This window comes from Acinetobacter sp. YK3 (assembly GCF_001729365.1).
Lineage (GTDB): Bacteria > Pseudomonadota > Gammaproteobacteria > Pseudomonadales > Moraxellaceae > Acinetobacter > Acinetobacter vivianii.
Map to the genome: position 1 here is coordinate 1 of NZ_LZPJ01000122.1, position 26,254 is coordinate 26,254.

Consider the following 26,254-nt stretch of genomic DNA (forward strand, 5'->3'; position numbering starts at 1 on the left):
AGTTTTTAAATTTAAACTTTGGCAGACTTGATACACCTCATCAAAGCGTTCTGGATGCCGTGGCACCACAATACAAAGTAAATTCGGATTTGAATTTAAATGTGGCTGCAACTGTTGTAGCAAACTTTGTTCTTCAGGCGCATGGGTACTGGCCAGCGTGATGATCTGCCGACCCGCCAAATGCCATTCCTGTTTGAGTTGTTGTGCTTGCGCTACAAAATGTTCTGGCGCAGTAATATCAAATTTAATATTGCCCACCACCTGACTTTTGGCTTGATCAAGCCCCAAGCTGACATAACGTTGCTGCGTAGCCACATCCTGTGCCAGTAACCACGTTAACTGTTGCAACATTGGCTGGGTTAAACGGCGAACTTTAGCGTAACCATTGGCAGATTTTTCAGAAAGGCGGGCATTTAATAAAATGCAAGGGATCTGCTGTTGTTTTGCTTCTGCAATCAGGTTCGGCCAGATTTCAGTTTCGACCAAAGCCAATATTTTCGGTTGATAACGCTGAAAAAACTGTTTGAGTAACGACTTCTGATCGACAGGCAGATAGACCGCCTGAAATAAATCTAAATAAGGTGCTTTTTGAAAAAGTGACTTTGCCCGTGCCTGTCCTGTCTTGGTGGTATTGGTCACCAGAACTGGATGGCCTAATTTTAAGTAATGTTCAATTAAGGGCTGGGCTGCATTGGTTTCGCCAACGGATACCGCATGAAACCAGATGGCTCCACTATTTTTGACGGGCTGAAATGGACCAAAACGCTCAAGACATTCTTGCTGAAACAGTGCATCACTTTCCGCCCGCTGCTTGATTTTCCAACGATATAACGGCTTGATACATGTCAGTAAAAAGTTATACCAGAACGGGGTTTGCTGTACTGCGTTTTGCTGCGCCATCCGAGACCATAATTCACAATTTGATTCCCGCTCATTATGCGGAATTTAAATAAAAAACTCATGCAATTTTGGTAAATCACATGAGTCATTGTTTAAAGTTTTAAAGCAGATTAAGCTTCTAACTTTTCAAATACAGGATAATCGGTATAACCTTCCGCACCTGCACCATATAAAGTTTGTGGCTGAAGCGGATTTAATGGTAAGTCATGCTGCAAACGATCCAGTAAATCTGGGTTTGCAATATATTGTTTACCAAATGAAACGGCATCCGCCTGTCCAGTTGCCAAAATACGTTTCGCTGATTCGGCAGTGAGGCTTTCATTGGCAATCCATACACCTTTAAATTTAGGGCGTAATTTTGGCATTAAGCTGTCTTCTGCTTCATATTCACGTGTGAAAATAAAGCCAATATTGCGTTGATCCAATTGCTCAACCACATAACCAAACGTTGCCAATGGATTTGCATCACCCATATCATGGGAATCACCACGTGGTGCAAGATGCACACCAACACGACCCGCACCCCATACTTCAATGAATGCATCGACCACTTGCAATAATAAACGCGCACGGTTTTCAATTGGACCACCGTATTCATCATCACGTTGGTTGGTGGTGCTTTGCAGGAATTGATCAATCAAATAACCATTGGCAGCATGCAATTCAACACCATCAAAACCAGCTGCTTTTGCCAATTCTGCAGAATGTTTATATTGCGCAACAATTTCCTGAATTTCTTCATGCGATAAAGCACGAGGGGTTACAAAAGGACGTTTTGGTCGAAGTAGGCTCACTTCACCTGCAGGCTGAATCGCACTTGGTGCCACAGGTGTATCACCATCCAATAAGTCTGGATGTGAAATACGTCCAACATGCCATAACTGAACCACAATTTTCGAGCCTTGTGCATGCACAGCATCTACAATTTTGTGCCATGCCTGCGCCTGTTCTTGTGACCATAAGCCCGGGGTATTGGCATAACCTGCTGCTTTGGGACTGATGACAGTCGCTTCAGTAAGAATTAAGCCCGCATTGGCACGCTGTTGATAATATTCCACCATTAAATCGTTCGGAATACGTTGTGCACCACTACGTGCTCTGGTTAGAGGTGCTAAAACCAGACGGTTTTTAATTGTAAAATCACCTACTTGTAACGCAGAATTTAGTTCAGCCATGATCGCCTCAACTTACACTTCTTGATTTAAAGTGTTTGTTTTAAATGTTCGATGTATTGCTGAATCAAAGCTTCATTGCGGGTAAAATAGGACCATTGCCCATATTTTTCGACATTAATCAAACCTGCCTGCTGTAACACAGACAAATGATTCGACATAGTCGACTGTGCAACCTTTCCTAAACGTTCGATGTGCCCTGCACATACGCCCCGTTCGAAACTGCCACCACATTCTTGTACCGGTAAAAATTGCTCAGGCTCTTTCAACCATTGCAAAATCTGTCGACGTAATGGATTGGCTAAGGCCTTGCTTATTACATCAATATCCATAGACTCACCACGCTTCTCAACAGGCAAAGCTTTGTTCAGCATCTAAACCCAGTATATCGAACTTTTTAAATATTAATATCTATTTTTTCCGATATTAATATCATATTTTTTCGATTAACTGGGCGATGCTGAACGAGATTGCCGTTTTAATTGAATTAAAACTTATAAACCTTGCTTCAAACTTGCTTCGATAAATTTATCGAGATCACCATCTAAAACTGCTTTGGTATTCGAAGTTTCTACACTGGTACGCAAGTCTTTGATACGTGAATCGTCTAAAACATAAGAACGAATCTGGCTGCCCCAACCAATATCAGACTTGGAATCTTCCAGCGCTTGCGCAGCTTCATTACGTTTGCTCATCTCTAATTCATAGAGTTTGGCACGTAACTGTTTCCATGCATGATCACGGTTAGCATGTTGAGAACGCTGGTTCTGACACGCCACCACAATACCTGTTGGTGCGTGAGTTAAACGTACCGCAGAGTCAGTTTTGTTAATGTGCTGACCACCCGCACCCGAAGCACGGTAAGTATCGGTACGGACATCCGAAGGATTGATATCAATTTCGATATTGTCATCAATCTCAGGTGAAATGAATACGGCCGAGAATGAAGTATGACGGTTATTGTTACTGTCAAATGGGGATTTGCGTACTAAACGGTGAACACCACTTTCGGTACGTAACCAGCCATAAGCGAACTCGCCATCTACGCGAATGGTCGCAGATTTAATCCCTGCAACATCGCCATCAGAAACTTCCATCAATTCCGCTTTAAAGCCGTGACGTTCGATCCAGCGCAAGTACATACGCAATAACATCGACGCCCAATCTTGTGCCTCTGTACCACCAGAACCTGACTGGATTTCAAGGAAGCAAGGATTTGGGTCCATCGGATTGCTAAACATACGGCGGAATTCAAGATTACCTAAAGCCTGTTCAGCACTGTCTAATTCAGCCTGTACATCGACAAGCAAGCTTTCATCATCCGCTTCAACAGCAAGATCAAGCATCGCTTTAGCATCATCGAGCTGTTCAGCAAGACGATCAAATACACCAATGGTATTTTCTAAACTGCCCTTTTCTTTTGCGATAGCTTGAGCACGGTTTTGATCATTCCAAATCGCAGGGTCTTCTAATTCTCTTAAAACTTCTTCTAAACGTTCAACTTTTAGATCGTAGTCAAAGATACCCCCGTAGTGTTTGGCTACGATCAGATAAATCTTTCAATTGGACTAAATACGGATTAATTTCCACGCGTGTTTTCTCACAACTTTTTCACTTAATCCGCTATTTTAACATAACTGTTTTGGTCGACACAGCACCCTTATTTTGGCTTTATTTGTTTAAAAAAATAATATTTCAAGTTAGCTATTCAGCATAAACAATTGGCTGAATTCGCCTTATTTGAGTTTAAACTGCTTAACAATTCATCTAAATTTGTCTTAAAAATAGCCATAAACACAATCTCTCCTAAGTTTTAATAATTCAAAACAATTCAAATTTATAATTAAATATCAATAATATGCTTTGTCAATTTTACAAGTCACTTACATTCGTACAGTCCACTTACGTTCCTACGATTGACGCTCTTGTTATTTCAATTAGACTGGGAGTTGTAACAAAACATGTAATCAACATTCATTTGGTTCATTATCTCAAAAGGGGCATAACCATGAAAAAATTAGCAATTGCATCAGCACTACTCTCTGCTTTAGCAGTAACAGGCACTGCTCATGCTTATCAAGCTGAAGTCGGTGGTTCTTATACCTATAAAGACCAAGATCGTTTTGGTGATAATGATCGTTTCAGCGTAGATGGTAAGTATTACTTTAATCCAGTACAAACACGTAATGCACCACTTGCAGAAGCAGCTTTCCTTGACCGTGCTAGCAACGTGAAAGCACAGTACGCTCATGAAGAAGATGATGCATTCAAAAACAACCAATATGGCGCAGGTATTGAATACTTTGTTCCAAATAGCGATTTCTATTTAAGCGGTAATATTGGCCGTGAAGAAATCAAACCAAATTCTAAATATGCAACTGACGAAGACAAATTAAAAATTAACCATTACTCAGGTGAAGTTGGTTACTTACCAGCTCCAGGCTTATTAGTTGCTGCGGGTGCAAAAACTGTTGACGTAAAAGACGGCGACCGTGAAACTAGCCCAACACTTCGTGCCAAATATGTAACTCAAGTTGGTCAAAATGACGTGAACTTGGAAGCTTACACTGCTTTTGGTGACAACAAAGAAGTGAAATTAAAAGGTGATTACTTCATCGACAAAACTTTAAGCGTTGGTGTGGATTATCAAAAACTTAAGTATGACGACACAATCGTTAACTCAAATGAATGGGGTATTTCTGCGAAGAAATTCTTCAATCAACAAGTAAGTTTAGAAGGTCGTGTAGGCTTCGGTAACGATAAATCGTATATTGACAATGACTACACTTCATTCGGTCTTCGTGGTGCATACCGCTTCTAATACATGAAGCCCAGTAGCAACACACAAGAAACGCCCTGAATATTCAGGGCGTTTTTTATTGGGCCAGTTTTTTTAACACCATCAACTTTTCTTTTGCTTATGCTTTTATTCCCTCTTTAAGAATTGACGCTTTCAGATTTTTGAATACACTACAGCCCGTAACAAAATTTGTATTCTTTTTAATCGAGGGGAAATAGCAATGAAAAAATTAAGTCTTCTTACAGCACTGATCGGTGCGTGTTTTGCAATCAATGCCCATGCCTATCAGACCGAAACGAAGGGATCATATGAACGGATCAACATGGACGATGGCAAAGGAAATAGCGCTGTCGTTACAGGAAAATATTATTTTAATCCCGTACAAACCCGTAATGCACCTTTAGCAGAAGCAGCTTTTCTGGATAGAGCATCCAATATTGGCGGCGGCTATGCCTATAGCAAACTGAAAGATGACGAAGGTTTTGGTGACCTACAATTTAATATCTTAGGTCTGCAAGGTGAGTTCTATATTCCGGATTCTCAATTCTATCTGTCTGGTGCTTTACACCGTACCAATGTTAAAGCAACTATTAATGGAGTGGGTTCTCACTCTGAAAATGGTCATGGCTATCATCTAGAGGCGGGTTTCCTGCCAGTTCATGGTTTATTACTTGCGGCAGGTGTTGCAGATCTGTCAGATAGTATTGATCCAATACAAATTGCTCAATATGGCTTTATGACGAATATTGCCAACTCTGCCATTGTTTCTGAAGAAAAGGATGATACTGCTATTTCCTTACGTGCCAAATATGTCACGCAAGTGGGCGGCTACTACACCAATTTTGAAGCACTTAGCTATATTGGCGATGAAACAACATATCGTTTAGGTGCAGATTTATATCTTGATCCAACTTTGAGCATCGGTATCTCATTTGCTGATTCGACGCTGAAAGATTCAGACAATATTTTCAATATTCGTGCGCAAAAATTCCTTAATCCGCAATTTGCTGTAGGTGTCGGTTATACCACGACAGATGGTGCAGACTCATATGGTCTCAATGGAACAGCTCGTTTCTAATCACAACCTATGAATTTAAAAATCCGCTCTAATGAGCGGATTTTTTTATTGTTTTAAATGGGCGATTTGCAATTGCAGACTGGTATTGCCATTAAATACATTACGTTCCAGCGTATAAACCAGATCGACATAGCCCAGCATTGGATCAAATTCAAAACGATCTTTAGCATTAAAGGCAATGGCATCCACAGAATGCGGCCCGACAGCCAGTTTCAATTTCAGGTGCTGCTCTTTCAACCAGCGATAATCAATAACTTTAAAACGTCCTTCAAATTGCGGTAATGGAAATTTTTGTCCCCATGGTCCTAATTGCTCGATCCAGTCCAGCGTGCCTAAATGCAGATCGGCATCGGTCAACTCACCGTCCGTCCACAAAGTCGCCTGAAATAAATCTTCATCCATCTCTGCAATTGACTGGGTAAATACGGTTTTGAAGGTATCAAAATGTTCTTTTTTCAGAGTCAAACCCGCTGCTGCGGCATGACCACCAAAATGACTGACCAAATAAGGATATTGTTCAGCCACCTGCTCGATGGTATCGCGAATATGAATACCCTCAATCGAACGTGCTGAACCCTTGATATGTACACCATCTTCATCAGGTGCAAACACCAGACTCGGACGATGGAACTGTTCCTTTAAGCGCCCTGCAACAATTCCAATCACACCCTGATGCCATTGTTCATCAAACATCACCAATGCAGCAGGCAAATGCGTAGTCTCCAGTTGAATATGTTGCAAGGCTTGCATCGCCTGTTGCTTCATCTCACCTTCAACCTGACGGCGCTCGATATTCAATTGATTCAATTGCTGCGCAAGTGGATAAGCCGTTTCCATGTCTGCCGCAAGCAGACATTCGATCCCGATACGCATGCTTTCCATGCGACCTGCGGCATTAATGCGAGGCCCGACAACAAAACCTAAATCTTGTGCTCGCAGACTAGCAGGATCACGCCCAGCAATATCCAGTAAAGCTAAAATACCCGCACGACATTGATGTTGCTGAATCCGCTTTAAACCAGCATCAATCAGGATACGATTGTTATAGTCCAGTGTTGCAACATCGGCGTAGGTTCCCAATGCCACCAGATCCAGATACTGCGTGACCTTGCTGGCCGTTTTACCTTGCTGAGTACGTAAACTTGCCAGTCGAGCCAGCACATAGAAGGCGACACCTACCCCAGCCAGTGCTTTACTGGAAAAGTCGCAACCTAGCTGATTTGGATTTACAACCGCTTCAGCAGCTGGTGTCGGTTTGGTGGTTAAGTGGTGATCGGTAATGATCACCTGCATCCCCAATGCCTGTGCCGTTTCCACGCCTGCATGGCTGGAAATACCATTATCCACGGTAATCAAAAGATCAGGCTGATAACTTTGCTGGGCCAGTTCTGCAATTGCTGGAGTGAGTCCATAACCGTATTTAAAGCGGTCAGGCACCAGATAATCCACTTTGGCGCCCATTTCTTTTAAAACCAGCACCATCAATGCAGTACTGGTTGCCCCATCTGCATCATAATCCCCGACAATCACAATCTGTTTTTGTTGATCGATCGCCTGATCCATCAACTCAACTGCCGTCTCCAAGCCTTTTAGTACTGGAGGTAACAAGTGTTTCAGTTTTAGCTCAAGCTCTTGTTCTGATTGCACGCCCCGTCTTGCCAGAATTTCAGCAATAAAAGCAGGCACGCCCTGAAACTGTTCAGGGCGTGTAATTAAAGGTCTTTTTTGAATTTGAATCTGTGTCATTTATGGCATCAAACGTTGTAGGGCCCAGTGATCATTTTGTTTTTCATAACTCAAACGATCATGTAAGCGATTTGGTCGCCCCTGCCAGAACTCATAATAATCAGCTTCTAAGCGGTAACCGCCCCAAAACTCAGGTTTATCCAGTTCAGCTTGGGCTTGGCTCTGTAATTCTTGAAAGCGTTGTTGCAGTACTTCACGACTCTCAATCACGCCACTCTGTGGTGTGCTGATATGCGCTGCAATCTGACTATCACGCGGACGTTTATGGTAATAGTCAGTCGACTCCTGTTCAGAAATCTTTACGACTTTGCCGCCAATCCGTACCTGACGTTCCAGACTAGGCCAGTAAAATAACAATTCAGCATAAGGATTTTCAGCAAGATCCAAGCCTTTCTGACTGTCATAATTGGTATAAAAGTCATAACCCGCTTCTGTCGCGCCACGCAGCAAAACCGTACGCACATGCGGGCGGCCTTGTGCATTTGCTGTTGCTAAAGACATGGCATAAGGTTCATGCAAATTCGCTGCAAGGGCATGATTAAACCAGTTTAAAAACTGCAAGTGAGGCTGCTCACTCACTTGGGTTTCATGTAATTCACCTTGCTCGTAACTTAAACGTAATTCACTCAGGTCTTTAATCACATCATTCATGCGGGGACTCTCTTAAGCAGCTTGGGCGTGAGCACGTACCGCATCAGCCAGATGATTTGCCAGTGCTTCAACTTCTTGTTGCTGATCGCCTTCCACCATGACACGGATAACAGGCTCTGTACCTGACTTACGAATCAACAGTCGACCACGGCCTTTCAGTTGCTGCTCTGCTTTTTCAAATTCTGCAACCAGTGCAGGAATCGAGTATGGGTCAATCATGTCCTGTAAACGGACATTGACCAAAACTTGCGGGAACAGTTCAAAGCCTGCAACCAGTTCATGTAAAGCCTTACCTTGCTCTACCATTACGGTTAAGACCTGAAGCGCAGCAATGATCGCATCACCAGTGGTACTCTTATCTAGCGTTAAAATATGGCCTGAAGGCTCTCCACCTGTCACCCAGTTATTTTCTTCTAACGCCTGTAACACATAACGGTCACCAACTTTAGCACGGACAAAGCCAACTTCAGCCTTTTGTAAGGCAAGTTCCAGTGCCATATTGCTCATCACAGTGCCGACAACGCCTGCTGGCTTGTGGTTTGCCTGTGTCGCAAGGATATACAGGATATGGTCACCATCAACCAATTGACCATTTTTATCAACCATCACCACACGGTCTGCATCACCATCAAAAGCAATACCAAGATCCGCCTGATGTTCGATCACTGCTTTTTGCAATTGTTCAGGATGGGTTGAACCACAGTTTTCATTGATATTTAAACCGTCTGGCTCATTAAACAGTGGGATAACTTTCGCACCTAATTCACGGAATACTGATGGACCTACGCTATAAGCAGCACCATTGGCACAATCCACCACGATTTTTAAGTTACGTAGGTCAAAATGGTATGGGAATGTCGATTTACAAAATTCGATATAACGACCATTGGCATCTTTGACACGTACGCTTTTACCTAGATTCGCTGTGTCATCAATAATCAGGTCTTTCTCTAATTCCTGATTGATCTGATCCTGAATGGCATCGGGTAATTTCTTCCCTTCGCTTGAGAAAAATTTAATCCCATTATCGAAATATGGGTTATGTGAAGCTGAGATCACGATACCTGCATGCGCATGTAGCGCACGCGTTAAATGTGCGATCGCTGGTGTCGGCAAAGGCCCTAACAGATGCACATAAACACCTGCCGCATTTAAACCCGCCTGTAATGCAGCTTCCAAGATATAACCAGATAAACGTGTATCTTTCCCTAAAACAACAATCGGCTTACTCTTAGGACTATTTCTTTTTAATACTGTTCCCGCAGCAAAACCTAGTTTTAATGCAAACTCTGGGGTAATTGGCATTTGTCCAAACTTGCCTCGAATTCCATCAGTACCAAAATAGCTCATGTTTTACTCACTTTCTTATCTTTTATATGGCCTGTAACCATATCTTTCTTCATCTTGTTCACTTTACACCAAAACAAAAAAAACCGTCAGTACACTGACGGTTTTTCGATCGGCAAAATTACCAAAAATCAACCAACTCGATAGTTTGGTGCTTCCTTGGTAATGGTCACATCATGCACATGCGATTCAGACATACCTGCTGAAGTAATTTTGACAAATTTCGCATTTTGACGAAGATCTTCAATCACAGATGAACCCGTATAACCCATTGATGAACGTAAACCGCCCATCATTTGGTGTACGATGTTACCCATTGGACCTTTATATGGAACTCGGCCTTCGATCCCTTCTGGTACTAATTTCTCAGCACCCGCTTTAGAGTCTTGGAAATAACGGTCAGCAGAACCAGTTACCCCTGCCATCGCGCCTAATGACCCCATACCACGGTATGCTTTGTAGTAACGGCCTTGGAAGAATTCAACTTCACCAGGTGCTTCCTCGGTTCCCGCCAAGAGTGAACCGACCATAATCGTGCTCGCACCTGCGCCAATCGCTTTCGCCATGTCACCCGAGAAACGGATACCACCATCTGCAATCAAAGGAATCTGATCTTTCAATGCATTGGCAACGCTATCAATGGCAGAAATCTGTGGCATACCAATACCAGCAACAATACGTGTCGTACAGATTGAACCAGGACCGATACCCACTTTAACTGCATCTGCACCGGCATCAAGCAATGCCAATGCTGCATCACCTGTTGCAATGTTTCCGCCAATCACTTGAACTTGCGGGTAGTTTGCTTTTACCCAACGTACACGTTCAATTACACCTGCTGAGTGGCCATGTGCAGTATCAACGACAATTGCATCGACACCCGCATCAACCAATGCTTCTACACGGCTTGGTGTTTCAGCACCTGTACCGACAGCAGCACCAACACGTAAACGGCCAAGATCATCTTTACAGCTGTTTGGATAGCTTTCAGCTTTACGGAAGTCAGTGACCGTAATTAAGCCTTTCAGCTCATGGTTTTCACCAATCACTAACACTTTTTCAATACGATGCTTTTGTAGCAAAGCTTGAATATTTTCTTTTGATTCGCCTTCACGAACAGTCACCAAACGGTCTTGACCGGTCATGATGTTGCTTACAGGCTGTTCAAGATTGGTTTCAAAGCGTGTATCACGACCTGTGACAATACCCACTACTTTGCCATCTTTTACAACAGGCACACCGCTAATATTATTCGCTTGAGTGATCGCGATAAGTTCACGAACTGTTGTCTCAGGTGTCACGGTGATTGGATCTTTCACCATACCTGCTTCAAATTTTTTCACACGACGGACTTCAGCGGCTTGTGCTGCAATATCCATGTTTTTGTGCAAAATACCCATACCACCGTTTTGCGCCATTGCAATCGCCATACGTGATTCAGTCACTGTATCCATTGCAGCAGAAACGAGAGGGATATTAAGTTGAATTCCGCGAGTTAAACGTGTCTTTAAGGAGACATCTTTTGGGAGAACAGTTGAGTAGGCAGGAAGTAATAAGACATCATCGAAGGTTAACGCTTCTTGAACGATGGTCAGCATAACAATCTCACTGGTAATTTCCGTGAGCTATTATAAACAAATTTCGATGTGATTTTCATTTTCTATGATGAAAATAATTTCAATCATTGCTTAAAAAGCTGTCTTATGGATGCTTATTGCTTCCGAATCCAATAAATCCTGTTAGCAAACCTGATCGAAATTGTCATTATTTTCAGAGGACTGCTGCTCAATCGTGACCAGTGGAATCAGATTATGGGCCAGCCGTGCTTTGTTACAATGTGAATCGGCAATCTGCACTTCCTTGCAACTTGAACTGCGAAATGGATAGATGGAACAGCTTACTTGCTGTCCCACTTCGCCTTGCAAGGCCACACATCTGACTTGTGCCTGATTGGTTCCCTTCATACAGGAATAGACTGCTGTAAGTGGTTCAACCATGTGCTCAGGGATCTGTTCTGCCTCGGCCCAATAGAAAGAAACACGGTAATTTGCACAGCACGCACCGCAACTGACACACGCATCTGGTGTCGCAATTTGAGACAACATTTTCTTAAGATTCTCGTTATCAAATTCAATCCTTTATCCGATGATATCCTAAGAAAATTTATTGGTGGCGACAAGAGTGCTGAATCAGCAATTTATGTATTTTTCAGTCATTCTCCTGACTTCACATTTAGCTCATTTCAGTCGGCAAACTAAAAACATATTCATTCATCAGATCTACGCCACATTCCAGTGTTTCGATCCAGTCTAGAAATTGATTAATCATCTCTTTGCCAATAAAAGCGGTCCCATGCTGTGGCACAATCATCTCCAGATCCATCTGCCGAACCATATTGACCCACAAACGAATCACTTTATTGGAACACATATAGCGCTGATGAAAGCCTTTCATTTTTTTGATATGCGCATCAAAGTCAGCAATTGGTAAGCTAGCATCGTCAACAATCGAAGCACCCATATCCCCTGAAAATAAAATTTTTGCAGTAGGATCATAGAACTGAAAGTTGCCAACTGAATGCAGGAAATGTGCAGGCACGGCAACAATGGCAGATTCACCCAAAGGAATGATTTGTCCCGTATCCGATAACTCAATCAGGCGCTCTTCCCAATTGCCTTTCATACGATCACTCATAAAAGCAGAGTTCAGATGCGGTAAAAAACGTGCCCACAGTTTAGAGGCCACGACTTTGGCATCGGTATACACCAACCAGCGTGGCATCGAAGTAATAATGTCGGGATCTTGGTGTGAGGCCATCACATAGTCCAGATTTTTCAGTTTGGTATAGCGATTCAGCTCCATGGTTAATGGCACATAGGTCAAGTCGCCACCTGGATCTAAAACTGCGGCCCGATCATGGTCAATAATTAAAAACTGATTGGCCTGAATGCCTTCCCCTTTGACCAGACTGGTAAAACTGATGCATTTATGTGTGCCATTATCAAATAATATTTGTGATGTTGTTCGTTCGAAACTCATAGAGACCCAAGAAAAATTCTTTAAATATGAAATATTTTTAATTCCATAATAAAATAATGGGATTTGATTCGGGTTTCAATCTGATATTGGATTTTTATCATGATTTATAAAACAAGACCCATCACATCTGGATGGGTCTTTAAACAATAAATGCAGGGAAAAATTAAAAGAAATAATGCTGAACCAAAGTTGAAATACCCACCACCAAGAAGATTGCGGCACCAATTTTATGAATCAGGGAGATCGGTAATTTATCTGCCAGCTTATCGCCGATAAAGACCGCAGGTGCGTTGGCAATCATCATACCCAAGGTTGTTCCACACATGACCCAGAACACACTGTCAAAACGTGCCGCTAACGCCACTGTTGCAATTTGAGTTTTATCACCAATTTCAGCCAAAAAGAATAAGATGAAGGTTGCACCAAAGACGCCGAATTTCTGCCATTTATTAATGCTCTCACTTTCATCGCCCAACTCATCCGGGATCAGCATCCAGATTGCCATACCAATAAAACCGAGTGCGAGAATCCATAACAGGATTTCAGGGCTCATGACGGTCGTAATCCATTGACCTAAGACAGCCGAAATACCGTGGTTAATGGTGGTAGCAAGCAAGATCGCAATTAAGATCGGAACGGGTTTACGGAAACGTGCAGCAAGTAATAATGCAAGCAATTGCGTTTTATCGCCCATTTCAGCAAGGGCAACAATTGATGTGGAGATGAGGAATTCATACATAGTTGAATGCTCTGGCTAGCAAAATATACCGATGACCTACCCCTCCTGCTAGCCAAAATCAAATAGATTGATGCAGAGTGGTAAATCAAAGGTCTTGCCAACAAAAGCACAGCTGAAAAGCTGTTCTTGGTTCTTTGCTATGATGACCATGTTCTGTTGAACAATTATGTTGATCATCACCTCTTTACTTTGCGTAAAGAGCGGCTACTCCCCAATGAAGTAACGCCATTCTATCAAACAATAAAATGCTTTTGAATCGTTAAGCCCAAAATTTTTGGTAACTCCAGACCAAGATACGGACAAGCCCCAGAAAAAACGCCAGATAGGCACTGAGACCGAGAAAACCAAAACTACCCCAGCCACTTGCACCACCGACATGCTGTGCCTGATATTCCATTGCCATCACCACGGTCGCGACCAGTACTTCCAGTCCCATGACGGCGTACATGACCCAGTCCCAAGGAAAATGCAAGAAACTCACCCATAAGCCCATCAATACAAAAACAACCAGCAATAATGGCAACATTAGCCGATAAATCATCAACATCCTTGCTCCCTGATCCAAAAAATCGTTATCAATACAAATTTATTTTAGGCAAAAGTATTCTCAAATAAAGCCACAATTTTGTCACCCGAAAAATAAAAAACCCCGCTGATGCGAGGTTTTCTAGATTCAAAAGATATTAGAGCAATAAGCTACGAATATCTTTGAGTAACTTGGTCAGCTTATTGGTAAAGCGTGCTGCATCTGCACCATTAATCACACGATGGTCATAAGACAATGACAATGGCAACATTAAGCGCGGATCAAAGTCTTTACCATTCCATACAGGCTGCATAGTTGCTGGTGAAATACCTAGAATCGCAACTTGTGGCCAGTTCACCAACGGCGTAAATGCGGTTCCACCAATACTGCCTAAGCTGGTAATCGTGAAGTTGGCACCTTGCAAATCTTTCGGTGACAATTTGCGGTCACGTGCTTTCTGGCTCAGTTCAGCCAGTTCTGTCGCGATTTGCTTAATTGACTTCTGGTCAGGATTACGCAGTACTGGAACAGTTAAACCATCTGGGGTCGCCACAGCAATACCCATATGAATTTCGTTACGTAACAATACTGACTTCTGATCGTCAGCCAAATGGCCTGCGAAATAAGGTTCTTCTTTCAGCAAGTGCGCAACTGCTTTGGCAATAAAGGCTAAAATGGTTAAGCTTATACCCTGCTTTTTAAAGCCGTCTTTAAGCTCTCCACGCCACGCTTCAAGCTCTGTGATATCAGCCAAATCGAACTGGGTGACTTGAGGAATAAAGTTATTCAATGACAACTGCGGTACAGATACTTGCTGTAAACGCGTCATTGCTTTCACTTCACCGCCACCAAATGCACCAAAGTCTGGCAACTTCGGCAAGCCCGAAGCCACTGGTGCTGCTTGAGCAGAAGGTGCTGGCTGCGCTGTCGTGAGACGTGCTTTTACATAAGCAAAAACATCGTCCTTCATTACGCGACCATGTTCACCTGAAGCCTTCACCTGACCGAGAATAACACCTAATTCACGTGCCAGTTTACGCACGGCAGGGCCTGCATAAACCTTCGCATTTTCTGCTTCTTGCTCTTTGGTCAGCTTCTCAGCTTGCGCTGGCGCACTTGGAGCTGCTGTCTCTGCTGCCTGTGGTTTTGCTGGTGCTGCTTGAGCAGAAGGTGTAGCGGCTGGTTGAGCTTTTGGTGCTGCTGGAGCAGCAGCCTGACCACTCACCTCAATCGTTGCCAAAGCCACGCCTTGACGAACTTCTTGATTAGCAGAGACATGGATTGCTTTCACAATCCCTGCTACTGAACTTGGCACTTCAACAGACGCCTTATCTGACTCAACCACGCATAGGCTTTGTTGAGCTTCAACGCGATCACCGACATTGACCAAAATTTCTGAAACAAGTGCTTTTTCTACACCTAGATCTGGTACTTCAATTTCAACATTACCTGTTGAGGTATTGCTTGCAGCTGGTGCTTCAGTCGTTGCGACTGGCGCTTCTGTTTGAGCAGGGGCTGCTTGCGGTTCAGATGACGTTGCAGCGCTCGTAGTCTTGACCTGAATCAATACCACGCCTTCTTTGATGCTATCGCCTTCTTTAATCTGGATCGCTTCCACAATCCCCGCAACCGAGCTTGGTACTTCTACAGTCGCCTTGTCCGATTCAACCACAACAATACTTTGTTCAGGTTCAATCTGATCACCAACTTTGACCAGTACTTCTGCAACCAACGCTTTTTCTACGCCAATATCTGGAACTTTTACATCCACAACCTGACTTGCTGTCGCTGTTGGAGCGGCAGCTGGTTGTGCTTTTGTTTCAGCTTCGACAGGTTTTGCTTCTGCTTTTGGCGCTTCCGCTTTCGGTGCTTCGTTCGCAGGGGCTTCAGCAGCAGACTCAGACTCTAGTTCGATCAATGCAACGCCTTCAGTAACTTCATCACCCTGTTTAACCAGAATACTTTTTACGATACCTGCCGCAGTGCTTGGTACTTCTACCGTTGCCTTATCTGACTCTAAAACCAGAAGACTATCGTCAACTGCAACATGGTCGCCTACTTTGACCAAGATTTCTGCAACGAGCGCTTTATCTACGCCAATATCAGGTGCTTGGATTTGCATGATTATTTCCCCTCACCTGTTTGTGTTTCATTGTATTCAGCAACGGCCTGAACTTCTGGATGCGCTTGGGGTGCCCATGCAACTGGACGATCCGTATCTAACTCAAAGTTAGAAATCGCATCTTTGACTAAACGTGCATCGACTTCGCCTTCGTCAGCGAGTTTTTTCAAAGTCGCAACAACGATATGTGCAGCATCAACACCAAAGAAACTACGTAAGTTTGCACGTGTATCTGAACGACCGTAACCATCTGTGCCTAATGCAACAAATGGACGACCATCTGGAAGATATGCACGTATTTGTTCGCTATATGCACGCATATGGTCTGTTGCTGAAACAACAATACCTTCTGTACCACGTAACTGTTTAGATACCCAAGACTCTTTCACTTCTTCAGTCAGTGGGTGTAAACGGTTGTATTCTTCACATGCCATACCGTCACGTGACAACTCATTGAAGCTTGTTACGCTCCAAACATTTGAGTGAATCTGGTATTCATCACGTAAGATTTTTGCAGCTTTAATCACTTCACGCAGAATGACGCCTGAACCAAGCAATTGAACCGTTGCTTTTTCATCTTTTTCGAACAAGTACATACCACGTTTAATGCCTTCCTCAGCGCCTTCTGGCATTGCAGGATGCTCGTAGTTTTCGTTCATTACGGTTAAGTAATAGAACACTCGCTCTTGGTTCACATACATACGTTGTAAACCGTCATGTACGATCACAGCCAATTCATAACCAAAACATGGATCATAAGATACGCAGTTTGGAATCGTGTTCGCCAAGATATGTGAATGACCATCTTGGTGCTGTAAACCCTCACCGTTCAATGTGGTACGACCAGCAGTAGCACCTAACAAGAAACCTTGTGCCTGTGCATCACCTGCAGCCCATGCAATGTCGCCAATACGTTGGAAACCGAACATTGAGTAGTACATGTACATTGGAATCATTGGCAAGTTATTGGTTGAATAACTGGTTGCCAACGCAGCCCAAGCGCTCATCGCACCCGCTTCGTTAATCCCTTCTTGCAACATGTGACCGTCACTTGCTTCACGGTAATGCATTAACTGTTCTTGGTCTTCAGGGGTATATTTTTGACCGTGAGCGGCATAAATACCCAGCTGACGGAACATACCTTCTAAACCAAATGTACGTGCTTCATCTGGAACGATTGGAACTACGCGGTCTTTAATTGCTTTTTCTTTCAGTAAAGCAGCAATTAAACGTACCATCAGCATCGTCGTCGATTGCTCTTTACCACCAGAACCATTTAATACAGCATCAAATACAGAGAGTTCTGGAATCGCTAAAGTTTCACTCTCTTTACGACGTGCAGGTAGGTAACCACCTAATGCTTCACGACGCGCCTTCATGTACTTCATTTCTGGAGAGTTTTCACTTGGGCGATAGAATGGAAGCTCTTCTAACTTATCGTCTGTAAATGGCAAGTTGAAACGGTCACGTACATATTTCAAAGAGTCGATCTGCATTTTTTTGATTTGGTGAGTTTTGTTCACCGCTTCAATTTCTTCAGATAAACCATAACCTTTAACCGTTTTCGCAAGAATAACGGTTGGTTGACCTTTGGCTTTCATTGCTTCTGCATAGGCAGCAAAAACTTTGTATGGGTCATGACCACCACGGTTAAGATTGTCGATATCTTCATCGCTTAAATCTTTTACAAGTTCCGCAGCTTCTGGGTACTTGCCAAAGAATTTCTCACGTGTATATGCACCGCCTTTCACTTGATAGCGTTGGTACTCACCATCAACTGTTTCATCCATAACCGCTTTTAAAGCGCCTGAGCTGTCTTTTGCAAGAAGTGGATCCCAATGACGGCCCCACACGACTTTAATGACACGCCAGCCCGCACCACGGAATAAAGATTCTAATTCTTGAATAATTTTACCGTTACCACGTACAGGACCATCTAGGCGCTGTAAGTTACAGTTCACCACCCAAATCAGGTTATCAAGCTTTTCACGACCAGCAAGTGAAATTGCACCTGTACTTTCTGGCTCATCCATCTCACCATCGCCCAGATAAGCCCAGACTTTACGATCTTCTTCTTTGATCAAGCCACGATTCATCAAATATTTTTGAATGTGTGCCTGATAAATCGACATGATTGGACCCAGACCCATCGATACGGTAGGGAACTGCCAATAGTCTGGCATTAAATATGGATGTGGATAGCTTGGTAAACCGTTACCGCCAACTTCACGACGGAAATTACTTAACTGTTCTTCGTTTAAACGACCTTCAAGGAAAGAGCGTGCATAAATACCAGGCGCACAGTGACCTTGGTAATAAATCATGTCGCCGCCAAAGTTATCGCTGTTTGCGCGGAAGAAATGGTTAAAACCAACGTCATACAATGTTGCAGATGATGCGAAACTTGCAAGGTGACCACCGAGGTCATCGCCCGTTTTATTCGCACGTAATACCATTGCCAAAGCATTCCAGCGAATCAATGCGCGGATACGGCGTTCCATATCCTGATCGCCAGGCATCGCTGGTTGCTCTTCAACTGAAATAGTGTTGAGGTAAGGTGTATTTAAGCGCTGGATTGGCACATGTTTCGCAATTGCCCGTTGATAGAGTTTTTCTAGTAAGAAAGCAGCTCGTTCCGTGCCCATGTGTTGTAATACAGAATCAAATGCTTCTTGCCATTCTTGGGTTTCTTGCGCGTCAGAGTCGCCATAAAACGCCATACAATTCACCTTTTCCCTTAAGTTATTTGTCGACCCTATTTTTATCATGTTTTGCTTTATAAGGGGTATGGCCTTGGCTGAATGGAAAACGCCTTATTATTTTCTGACAAAATAGTCATTGACCGAATTGAAACAAAACACATAAAAAATCGCCAATAAAGGCGATTTTTCTGAATATTTATATACAACTGTTAACAAATTACATTAAGGCAACATTGCGAGGTAAGTTGATGGGTTTTTACGTTGGCCATCTTTCACAACTTCAAAATGCAAATGTGGACCTGTACAACGACCTGTACAACCAACATTGGCAATATGTTCGCCTGCGCTTACGCGATCACCAGCACTCACGATTAAGCGTGATGCATGTGCATAGCGAGTGATGTAACCATTACCATGATCAATTTCAACATATTGACCATAACCTGTACCCCAGCCTGATTTAGTCACGACGCCAGGGCCTGTTGAATAAATTGGTGTACCTGATGGTGCAGCAAGATCCAGACCAGAGTGATGGCGAGTTGAACCGAGCAGAGTACGGTTGCCCCAAGAAGAACTCACACGTCCTTCTTGTAAAGGATGACTTACCAACCAAGAATAACCCGTGTTTGCAGAAAATGAAGGCGCATTATCCTGAGATGAAATCGCTGAACGACCGTATTTTTTCTCAATCGTCGCATTATTCAATTCAATGGTTTTTTCACGTAATTTAACCGATACATTCGAAACGGCTGGCAAATCCATATCAGCAGAATGAGTATAAGAACCTTGAGCCAAGGTTTTTGATAATTGCTCTAAACGGTCATCACCTGTTGACTGACCAATATTCTGGTAGTCTGCAAAAGCAACCGAAGCAGCTGAAGCAGCCAATGAAAATGCGAGTAAAATACGACGCGTATGATGCATAAAAAACCTCTTGAAACCGTCCTTCAAACGTTCCTTTATCATCTCTTCCTTGATAACAGCTGAACCAAACGCTTAAGATGGACACATTACCTCCGAGGAAGTTCTATGTCTGAGCCTAACAACGTTTTCCAACAGAAAGGACAACACATAAAAACTGGAAACTTAACGTTTCTGACAACGCAAGTTACACAATGGAAACAACTTACGAAAATTATTCAACCGTTATTGCCCCAACCAGAGCAATGGCAAGTTGTTTGTTATCAACATGGCGTTTTGATCATAACTGGTGAAAATCAGGCCATGATTAGTCAACTCAGCTATTTACAAAGCAACTATGTTGCGCAGTTAGCTCAGCTCGAAGGACTCAAGGAATTACGAAAAATCCAAGTTCGCTTAAGAAACAAAAAGGCTGTCTCTCGTGAACCCTCTCCCCCAACAAAAGCACTTACATCAGAGACCCAAGAGCAATTGCGTAGCGCCGCTGAATATGTGAGCGACCCTAAGCTTAGCCAAGCTCTACTACGTTTGGCAAGCAATAAAAAGTAAACTTCATACATTAAGTATCGAAATACATAATTATATTTTGTGACAAAATTCTCATTTTCATTTGTTATAATATAACATAGCCAATAAAAGACAAGGACTTATGTCACACTAACATAAGGAATCGGACAATCATTCTCGTTATTAAATGTTACAATTTCATAGCTGCTTGGATCATTTTGAACATTGCGTAATAACTGATTATTCAAAGCATGACCCGACTTATAGCCATCAAACTTGGCAATAATCTGATGTCCAAGTAAATATAAATCACCTACGGCATCTAAAATCTTGTGACGGACAAACTCGTCGGCGAAGCGCAATCCTTCCTCATTGACCACACCCGTATCATCTACGCCAATGGCATTATCCAGACTCGCACCCAAGGCCAGATTATTGGCTTTGAGATAATCCAGATCCTTCATGAAACCAAACGTTCGCGCTTCACTTACTTCATACACAAAGATTTCTGTCGAGAAATCAATGGTCGCTGACTGGTATTCTTTGGCAAAGGCGGGATGATCAAAATCGATGGTGAAGTTGAGCTGAAAACCTGAATGTGGCGTGAAAATCGCTTTTTTATCATCAATTAAAGCTTCAACTGGCTTTAAAATGCGAATGAACTTCTTTGGTGCATCCTGCTCTGCCAGCTCACCTTGCATGAGAAGATAGATAAACGGGCCTGCACTACCATCCATAATCGGAACTTCTGAAGCAGACACTTCGACAATCAGATTGTCGATTCCCAATCCGGCAATCGCACTCATGACATGTTCAATGGTACCCACTTTAATGTCGTCACGTACCAGATTCGAACACATAAATGCTTCTTGGATCAGCAATGCATTGGCTGGGATATCCACTGGGGGATTTAAGTCGATACGGCGAAAGACAATACCTCCATCAATATGGTGTGGAACAAAATTGATCAGCACCTTTTGACCACTGTGCAAACCAATCCCGCTCGCTTTCACCACACGCTTGAGAGTACGTTGTTTCAACATGCCATACCAACTTCATTTGCAAAAACCGATATAACTTAGCATATTTTGCCATTTTAAAAAAATAAAAAAGGAGGCAATTAATTGCCTCCTTTCTCTAAATAACTGATTTTATTATTTACGTTGCTGATTTTTCAGATAGTCTTGGATGCTCATTGGCGATGAACGTGGCGTAGAACTTGCTGCAGCACTCGCTGGAGCGTCTACATTTGCACGTTTACTAATCGCTGGAACGTCATCTTCATCAACAGGTTGTTGTGCCACTTGAGAAGCGCTGACATGTGAAGCTGCAGTACGTCTTTTCTGGTCAACTTCACTTGCATTACGCGTTAAACCAGTCGCTATAACAGTAACACGAAGTTCATCACGCGCATCTGGATCGAATACCGTACCGTAGAAGATTTCACCTTCATCGAGGTCGACAATCTGGTTCACGACATCTGTAATGATCTCGGTTTCACGTAAGGTAATATCATCGCCACCAGTAATGTTAATCAACACACCTTTCGCATTGATAATATTCACATTATCAAGCAATGGGCTACGGATCGCCTGTTCAGCTGCCTGACGGGCACGATCTTCACCACGGCCTAAACCAGCACCCATCATTGCATAACCACGTGTACTCATCGCTGTTTTCAAGTCAGCGAAGTCGAGGTTAATGTGACCACGATTGACCACAAGGTCAAAGATACTGCGAACTGCGTTCAACAATACATCATCTGCCTTTTTATAGGCATCTTTCATTGAGATATCGCCATATACGCTGAGTAAGCGCTGGTTCGGAATAATAATCAATGAATCAACATGTGCTTCTAAGGCATCAATACCTTTTTCAGCAGACTTTTGACGACGACGGCCTTCAAAGTTGAATGGGGTTGTCACCACACCGACAGTCAGGATACCCATTTCTTTAGCAACTTCAGCAACAACTGGTGCAGCACCTGTACCCGTACCACCACCCATACCAGCGGTTACGAAGACCATATCAGTCCCTTCAAGATGCTGACGGATCACATCACGGCTTTCTTCAGCTGCGATTTGACCCACTTCTGGATTCGCACCAGCGCCTAAACCACGCGTACTTTGTTCACCCAATTGAATTTTGAATGGCGCGTTCATGCTGTCCAGTGCTTGTTTATCTGTATTTGCACAAACGAACTTTACACCTTGAATATCTGACTGTGCCATGTGTTGAACGGCATTACCGCCACCACCACCCACACCAAATACTGTGAAACGGGCTTGACCGTTGCCATTGTCTAGTTCATCTTCTATAAATTCAAATGAGGCCATGACCTTTAGATTTCCTAATATTAATGGCAGTTACTTCAGCCCGTTACTGCCCTGATTTTTAAACAACTGATGTTTAGGATGCTGTTCAATAATCACCAGATTGTCAAGTACAGTGGGTGATTTAGAACAACTTCCTAACAAATTTTCCCAAAAATAACTACAACTTAAAAGATGGCCTTTAATTTGCTATTTAATGCATTCCAACCATTGGCAACCCGATCAACAAAACTACGATCGCTGGCCTCTTCTGGTTCTTCAACCGTATCTTGCAAATCACTCTGGCTAAACATCAACAGACCTGCCGCAGTAGCGTACATTGAACGACGCAATGCTGGTAAGTGCTGATCATCCGCATACACTTGCAATGGAGGGTTGCCCAGATGCGCAGATACGCCTAACGTGCGACGCGCCAAATTCACCATACCTTCAATTTGACACGCATCGCCAGTCAGTACCACACCATGATATAAACCATGAATCGCGCCACTATGCTCCAATTCTTCACGAATTAAGCTAAAGATTTCTTCATAACGCGCAATGATGATTTCTGCAAGTTCAATACGACTGATGGTTTGTGTGCCATCAATGCCTTGTACCTGAATCATATGATCTGGTTTTACTACACTGAGATCGACGCAGCCATGTAAAATCTTGATGCGTTCAGCTTCTTCAGTCGTGGTTTGTAAAACAGCTGCAATATCACGGGTCACATTCTCACCACCACGTGGCAAGGTACGTGCTAAAGCCAATCGACCATCCAGATACACTGCAATATTGGTAATACCTGCACCGATATCAACCAGACATACACCATATTCTTTTTCGTCTTTTAGCAAACTTGCTTCAGCCGTTGCCAAGCAAGACACCACCATTTTCTCCACCCCGATATTCGCCCCTTTCATGGCACGATCAAGGTTTTGCATGGTGCTGATTGGCATCATCATCAACTGATAATGACCTGTCATGCTATGTGCAGACATATTCACAGGATTTTGCACCCACTCAGCCGAATCACCCAGCTCAAAGCCCAATGGAACAGCGCTGGCAAGATAATAATCAGGTGATAAATGGCTGGCTTTGGCCAACTCTAATGCGCGCACCACTTCATTTGTCGTAATAATATGATCGTGGTTGGCTACAGGGGTACGACCTGATGCATAAAAACTTTGTAATTCAGTACTTGGAATAGACACCCATGCGCTATGAATACGGCACTCTGCCATATCCTCTGCTTCGGATACTGCATTTTTAATCGCAGCAATGACCTTGTCCAAGCTGACAATCTTGCCTTTAACCATGCCTCGGTTGCGAGCAGTTGCCATGCCAATGACCTGTATCTTATCCGGTGCATGGACCTTACCAATCAAAACTGAGACTTTATGAGTCCCAATATCAATCGCAACAACTGAGGGAACAGCTTCACTCATTACTTCAATACCATATCTTTAGTGTTGTTTAGGACCACTGCCCTTTATTTTAAGCCACGTATTATGGCTTTGCCTGAATTGCCCCTGCAAGGCTTGTGTCATCAATCGTTACAACTAACTGACCGTTGACAATCTTTGGCGGAGCTGCATTTTTCCATTGAATGGCCAAACCATTCCGGTAACGCAGGTCAATTGCCGTGATTTTCGACCATACAGGTTTTAGATCTGTTTGTGCCAAATGGCTTAAGCGCTGGAGCTTGTTCATGGTTTGATCCTGATCCACGATAATCCGTAAACCTGAATCAAACTGCATAAACCAGGTCATACGCTCAGTTAAATACAGTTCTTTTAATCTTAAATTCGCGGGATGAAATAATTGATTAATTTCATTATAGCGACGCATCATCATTTTGGATTGGCTGGCTGGCCCATGTAACAGTGGCAAATTTGGATGTGCTTGAGGAACAGCCTCACTAAACACTTCACCATTATCACTAAGCAAACGCCCTGTTCCCCAACGTGCAATCGCATGACGCGGCATCACCCGCACCCGAATTGCATTTGGCCAAGCCCGTGATACCACTACACGATCAACCCAAGATACTTTTAACGCCTGATCCCGAATCTGCTCTAAATCCGAAGTGAAATAATTATCTTTAATGACAGGATTTAGGTATTTAACTAATTGCTGATTTTCAACTTCAGAATTGGTTCCCACCACCTGCAACTCTGCAACTTTGGCATCCGTCATGACTTTATATAAGCCAAACAGACCTAATGCCAGTACAGCGAATGCAATAACAAGTAATGCCCAGCCGCCCGCATTCACCATCTTTTGTTTAGGCGAAGGCGGTTTCTCGTGAATCGAGCTAATGGCTGGTCGCGTTTTGCGACGCATAGATGCAGGAAGTTGAGCCATAAATAATTAAGCCGACTTTGCTAAAGTTTGCTCTAAAATCGCAACACAGAGCTGATCAAAATTATAACCAACGGCTTGCGCTGCTTTTGGTACGAGAGAGTGGCTGGTCATGCCTGGAACGGTATTAACTTCCAACAACCAGAAATTACCCTGTTCATCCTGCATCGCATCAATACGGCCCCAGCCTTCTGCACCCACAGCCTGAAAAGCACGTAAGCACAATGCTTGCAAGCTCTTCTCTTCCGCTTCAGTTAGGCCGCAAGGGATACCATATTCCACATCATTACGTTGGTATTTTGCTTCATAGTCATAAAAAGCAACATCTGCTGGTGGTTGTAAACGAATCACGGGCAAAGGCTGACCATTCAGGAATGAAATCGTAAATTCACGACCTGTAATCCATTTTTCTGCCATAACCACAGCATCATGCTGGGTCGCTTTTTCAATGGCCGCTGCAAAGTCTTCTGCTTTCTCAACCTTACTCATGCCAACACTTGAGCCTTCATGTACAGGTTTGATAATGACAGGTAGACCCAATTCAGCAATCACCGGATCAAGATCGGTGTCTTTGGTGATAATGCGGTAAGGCGCAGTCGGCAAATCACTGCCTTGCCAGATTTGCTTGGTTTTGACTTTGTCCATACCAATTGCAGAACCTTGCACGCCAGTACCGGTATATGGAATATTCAACCATTCCAGTACACCCTGAATTTGGCCATCTTCACCGCCACGACCATGCAATACGATAAAAGCACGATCGTAACCCACCAGCTCAGTCACACTACGATCTTGCGGATCAAATGCTTCTGCCTGCACACCCGAACGCAACAATGCATCTAAAACGGCCTGACCGCTGTCCAATGACACCGCACGCTCAGCCGATTTCCCACCAAATAACACAGCAACTTTGCCGAATTTCGCAGCATTTGACACGTTTATATCCTTAAAACTGTAAAACTTTTAATATTCAAAAAACAAAATTATTGGGCATACAAACGATGCTGAGCCAATTCTACCGAAATTGCACCCACGTTACCCGCGCCTTGTGTTAATAACAGGTCATTAGCTTGTAACACTTTTTGTAAAACGCTTGGTAAATTCCCTTCCACTGGATCAACCAGAATTGGTTCCACTTGACCACGCAGACGAATACTACGCGCCAAGGCACGGCTGTCAGCGCCCACAATTGGTTTTTCGCCTGCTGGATAAACCTCTAACAATAACAATTGATCGACTTGTGATAACACATCCACAAAGTCATCAAAACAGTCACGGGTACGGCTAAAACGGTGCGGCTGGAACAACATCACCAAACGACGATC

At 43.3% G+C, this 26,254-nt stretch carries 23 protein-coding genes, 1 pseudogene and 1 riboswitch; of the genes and pseudogenes, 3 read left to right on the forward strand and 21 right to left on the reverse strand.

Translation table 11 applies throughout. The features are described from left to right. From A9Z07_RS14970 to prfB, 4 genes are all read right to left on the reverse strand, one after another. On the reverse strand, window positions 1-900 hold a 900-nt coding region (locus A9Z07_RS14970; protein WP_069579703.1), incomplete at its 3' end, for a 3-deoxy-D-manno-octulosonic acid transferase. Between the two features lie 110 nt (window positions 901-1,010). Beyond that, the gene (locus tag A9Z07_RS14975) at window positions 1,011-2,075 is read right to left on the reverse strand and encodes an alkene reductase (RefSeq protein ID WP_069579704.1); all 1,065 of its coding nucleotides are present in this window, start codon (window positions 2,073-2,075) and stop codon (window positions 1,011-1,013) included. Between the two features lie 26 nt (window positions 2,076-2,101). Then, on the reverse strand, window positions 2,102-2,404 hold the full coding sequence (locus tag A9Z07_RS14980; protein ID WP_017196833.1) for an ArsR/SmtB family transcription factor: 303 nt from the start codon (window positions 2,402-2,404) through the stop codon (window positions 2,102-2,104). Between the two features lie 162 nt (window positions 2,405-2,566). After that, window positions 2,567-3,662, reverse strand: a protein-coding gene (gene prfB, locus A9Z07_RS14985; protein WP_123775406.1) for a peptide chain release factor 2 whose coding sequence is annotated in 2 segments (ribosomal slippage) — window positions 2,567-3,589 and window positions 3,591-3,662 — 1,095 coding nt in all. Because the reading frame shifts where the segments join, the coding sequence is not laid out codon by codon here. Window positions 3,663-4,080: 418 nt separating this feature from the next. Here prfB and A9Z07_RS14990 point away from each other — a divergent pair. Together A9Z07_RS14990 and A9Z07_RS14995 are read left to right on the forward strand one after the other, a co-directional pair. Further along, window positions 4,081-4,893, forward strand: coding sequence for a putative porin (locus tag A9Z07_RS14990; protein ID WP_004776230.1), 813 nt, complete (start codon window positions 4,081-4,083; stop codon window positions 4,891-4,893). Between the two features lie 199 nt (window positions 4,894-5,092). Next, a complete protein-coding gene (locus A9Z07_RS14995; protein ID WP_069579705.1) occupies window positions 5,093-5,950 on the forward strand; it encodes a putative porin in 858 nt (285 codons plus the stop codon). Window positions 5,951-5,995: 45 nt separating this feature from the next. Here A9Z07_RS14995 and recJ read toward each other — a convergent pair whose 3' ends face one another. The 11 genes from recJ to A9Z07_RS15050 all read right to left on the reverse strand — a co-directional run bounded on the left by recJ (window position 5,996) and on the right by A9Z07_RS15050 (window position 19,746). Next, window positions 5,996-7,696, reverse strand: a complete 1,701-nt coding sequence (gene recJ, locus A9Z07_RS15000; RefSeq protein WP_069579706.1) for a single-stranded-DNA-specific exonuclease RecJ — start codon at window positions 7,694-7,696, stop codon at window positions 5,996-5,998. Then, window positions 7,697-8,347, reverse strand: coding sequence for a pyridoxamine 5'-phosphate oxidase (gene pdxH, locus A9Z07_RS15005; RefSeq protein WP_047430051.1), 651 nt, complete (start codon window positions 8,345-8,347; stop codon window positions 7,697-7,699). Window positions 8,348-8,359: 12 nt separating this feature from the next. Beyond that, on the reverse strand, window positions 8,360-9,697 hold the full coding sequence (gene glmM / locus A9Z07_RS15010; RefSeq protein ID WP_004776236.1) for a phosphoglucosamine mutase: 1,338 nt from the start codon (window positions 9,695-9,697) through the stop codon (window positions 8,360-8,362). A 128-nt stretch (window positions 9,698-9,825) separates the two neighbouring features. Then, window positions 9,826-11,292: an IMP dehydrogenase gene (gene guaB / locus A9Z07_RS15015; RefSeq protein WP_005260148.1), complete on the reverse strand. Its 1,467-nt coding sequence runs from the start codon at window positions 11,290-11,292 to the stop codon at window positions 9,826-9,828. 141 nt (window positions 11,293-11,433) lie between these two features. Then, window positions 11,434-11,799: a YkgJ family cysteine cluster protein gene (locus tag A9Z07_RS15020; protein ID WP_047430045.1), complete on the reverse strand. Its 366-nt coding sequence runs from the start codon at window positions 11,797-11,799 to the stop codon at window positions 11,434-11,436. A 127-nt stretch (window positions 11,800-11,926) separates the two neighbouring features. Continuing rightward, entirely contained in the window at window positions 11,927-12,733 is an 807-nt protein-coding gene (locus A9Z07_RS15025) for an MBL fold metallo-hydrolase (RefSeq protein WP_047430042.1), read from the reverse strand. Between the two features lie 163 nt (window positions 12,734-12,896). Further along, the gene (locus tag A9Z07_RS15030) at window positions 12,897-13,472 is read right to left on the reverse strand and encodes a TMEM165/GDT1 family protein (RefSeq protein ID WP_069579707.1); all 576 of its coding nucleotides are present in this window, start codon (window positions 13,470-13,472) and stop codon (window positions 12,897-12,899) included. Between the two features lie 84 nt (window positions 13,473-13,556). Next, window positions 13,557-13,697: riboswitch (yybP-ykoY riboswitch) on the reverse strand. A gap of 34 nt (window positions 13,698-13,731) precedes the next feature. Next, window positions 13,732-14,019, reverse strand: coding sequence for a hypothetical protein (locus tag A9Z07_RS15035; RefSeq protein ID WP_062846250.1), 288 nt, complete (start codon window positions 14,017-14,019; stop codon window positions 13,732-13,734). A gap of 136 nt (window positions 14,020-14,155) precedes the next feature. Continuing rightward, window positions 14,156-16,120 carry a 2-oxo acid dehydrogenase subunit E2 gene (locus A9Z07_RS15040; protein WP_069579708.1) on the reverse strand — a complete coding sequence of 655 codons (1,965 nt, stop codon included), beginning with the start codon at window positions 16,118-16,120 and terminating at the stop codon, window positions 14,156-14,158. A 2-nt stretch (window positions 16,121-16,122) separates the two neighbouring features. Further along, a complete protein-coding gene (gene aceE, locus A9Z07_RS15045; protein WP_005260155.1) occupies window positions 16,123-18,840 on the reverse strand; it encodes a pyruvate dehydrogenase (acetyl-transferring), homodimeric type in 2,718 nt (905 codons plus the stop codon). Window positions 18,841-19,044: 204 nt separating this feature from the next. Then, window positions 19,045-19,746, reverse strand: coding sequence for a M23 family metallopeptidase (locus A9Z07_RS15050; RefSeq protein WP_004776247.1), 702 nt, complete (start codon window positions 19,744-19,746; stop codon window positions 19,045-19,047). 105 nt (window positions 19,747-19,851) lie between these two features. Here A9Z07_RS15050 and A9Z07_RS15055 point away from each other — a divergent pair, with 105 nt between their 5' ends. After that, window positions 19,852-20,292, forward strand: coding sequence for a DciA family protein (locus A9Z07_RS15055; protein WP_004776248.1), 441 nt, complete (start codon window positions 19,852-19,854; stop codon window positions 20,290-20,292). Window positions 20,293-20,390: 98 nt separating this feature from the next. On the opposite strand, the gene lpxC is transcribed toward A9Z07_RS15055, so the two are convergent. The 6 genes and pseudogenes from lpxC to A9Z07_RS15085 form a co-directional block, all read right to left on the reverse strand. Continuing rightward, window positions 20,391-21,293 carry a UDP-3-O-acyl-N-acetylglucosamine deacetylase gene (gene lpxC / locus A9Z07_RS15060; RefSeq protein WP_004776249.1) on the reverse strand — a complete coding sequence of 301 codons (903 nt, stop codon included), beginning with the start codon at window positions 21,291-21,293 and terminating at the stop codon, window positions 20,391-20,393. A 111-nt stretch (window positions 21,294-21,404) separates the two neighbouring features. Next, window positions 21,405-22,586: a cell division protein FtsZ gene (gene ftsZ / locus A9Z07_RS15065; RefSeq protein ID WP_069579709.1), complete on the reverse strand. Its 1,182-nt coding sequence runs from the start codon at window positions 22,584-22,586 to the stop codon at window positions 21,405-21,407. A 164-nt stretch (window positions 22,587-22,750) separates the two neighbouring features. Next, window positions 22,751-24,013, reverse strand: a complete 1,263-nt coding sequence (gene ftsA, locus A9Z07_RS15070; RefSeq protein WP_004776251.1) for a cell division protein FtsA — start codon at window positions 24,011-24,013, stop codon at window positions 22,751-22,753. Window positions 24,014-24,074: 61 nt separating this feature from the next. Next, a complete protein-coding gene (locus tag A9Z07_RS15075; RefSeq protein ID WP_004776252.1) occupies window positions 24,075-24,932 on the reverse strand; it encodes a cell division protein FtsQ/DivIB in 858 nt (285 codons plus the stop codon). 6 nt (window positions 24,933-24,938) lie between these two features. Continuing rightward, window positions 24,939-25,865: a D-alanine--D-alanine ligase gene (locus tag A9Z07_RS15080; protein ID WP_005260164.1), complete on the reverse strand. Its 927-nt coding sequence runs from the start codon at window positions 25,863-25,865 to the stop codon at window positions 24,939-24,941. A 47-nt stretch (window positions 25,866-25,912) separates the two neighbouring features. Continuing rightward, window positions 25,913-26,254, reverse strand: a pseudogene (locus A9Z07_RS15085) (cyanophycin synthetase); the annotation flags it as partial.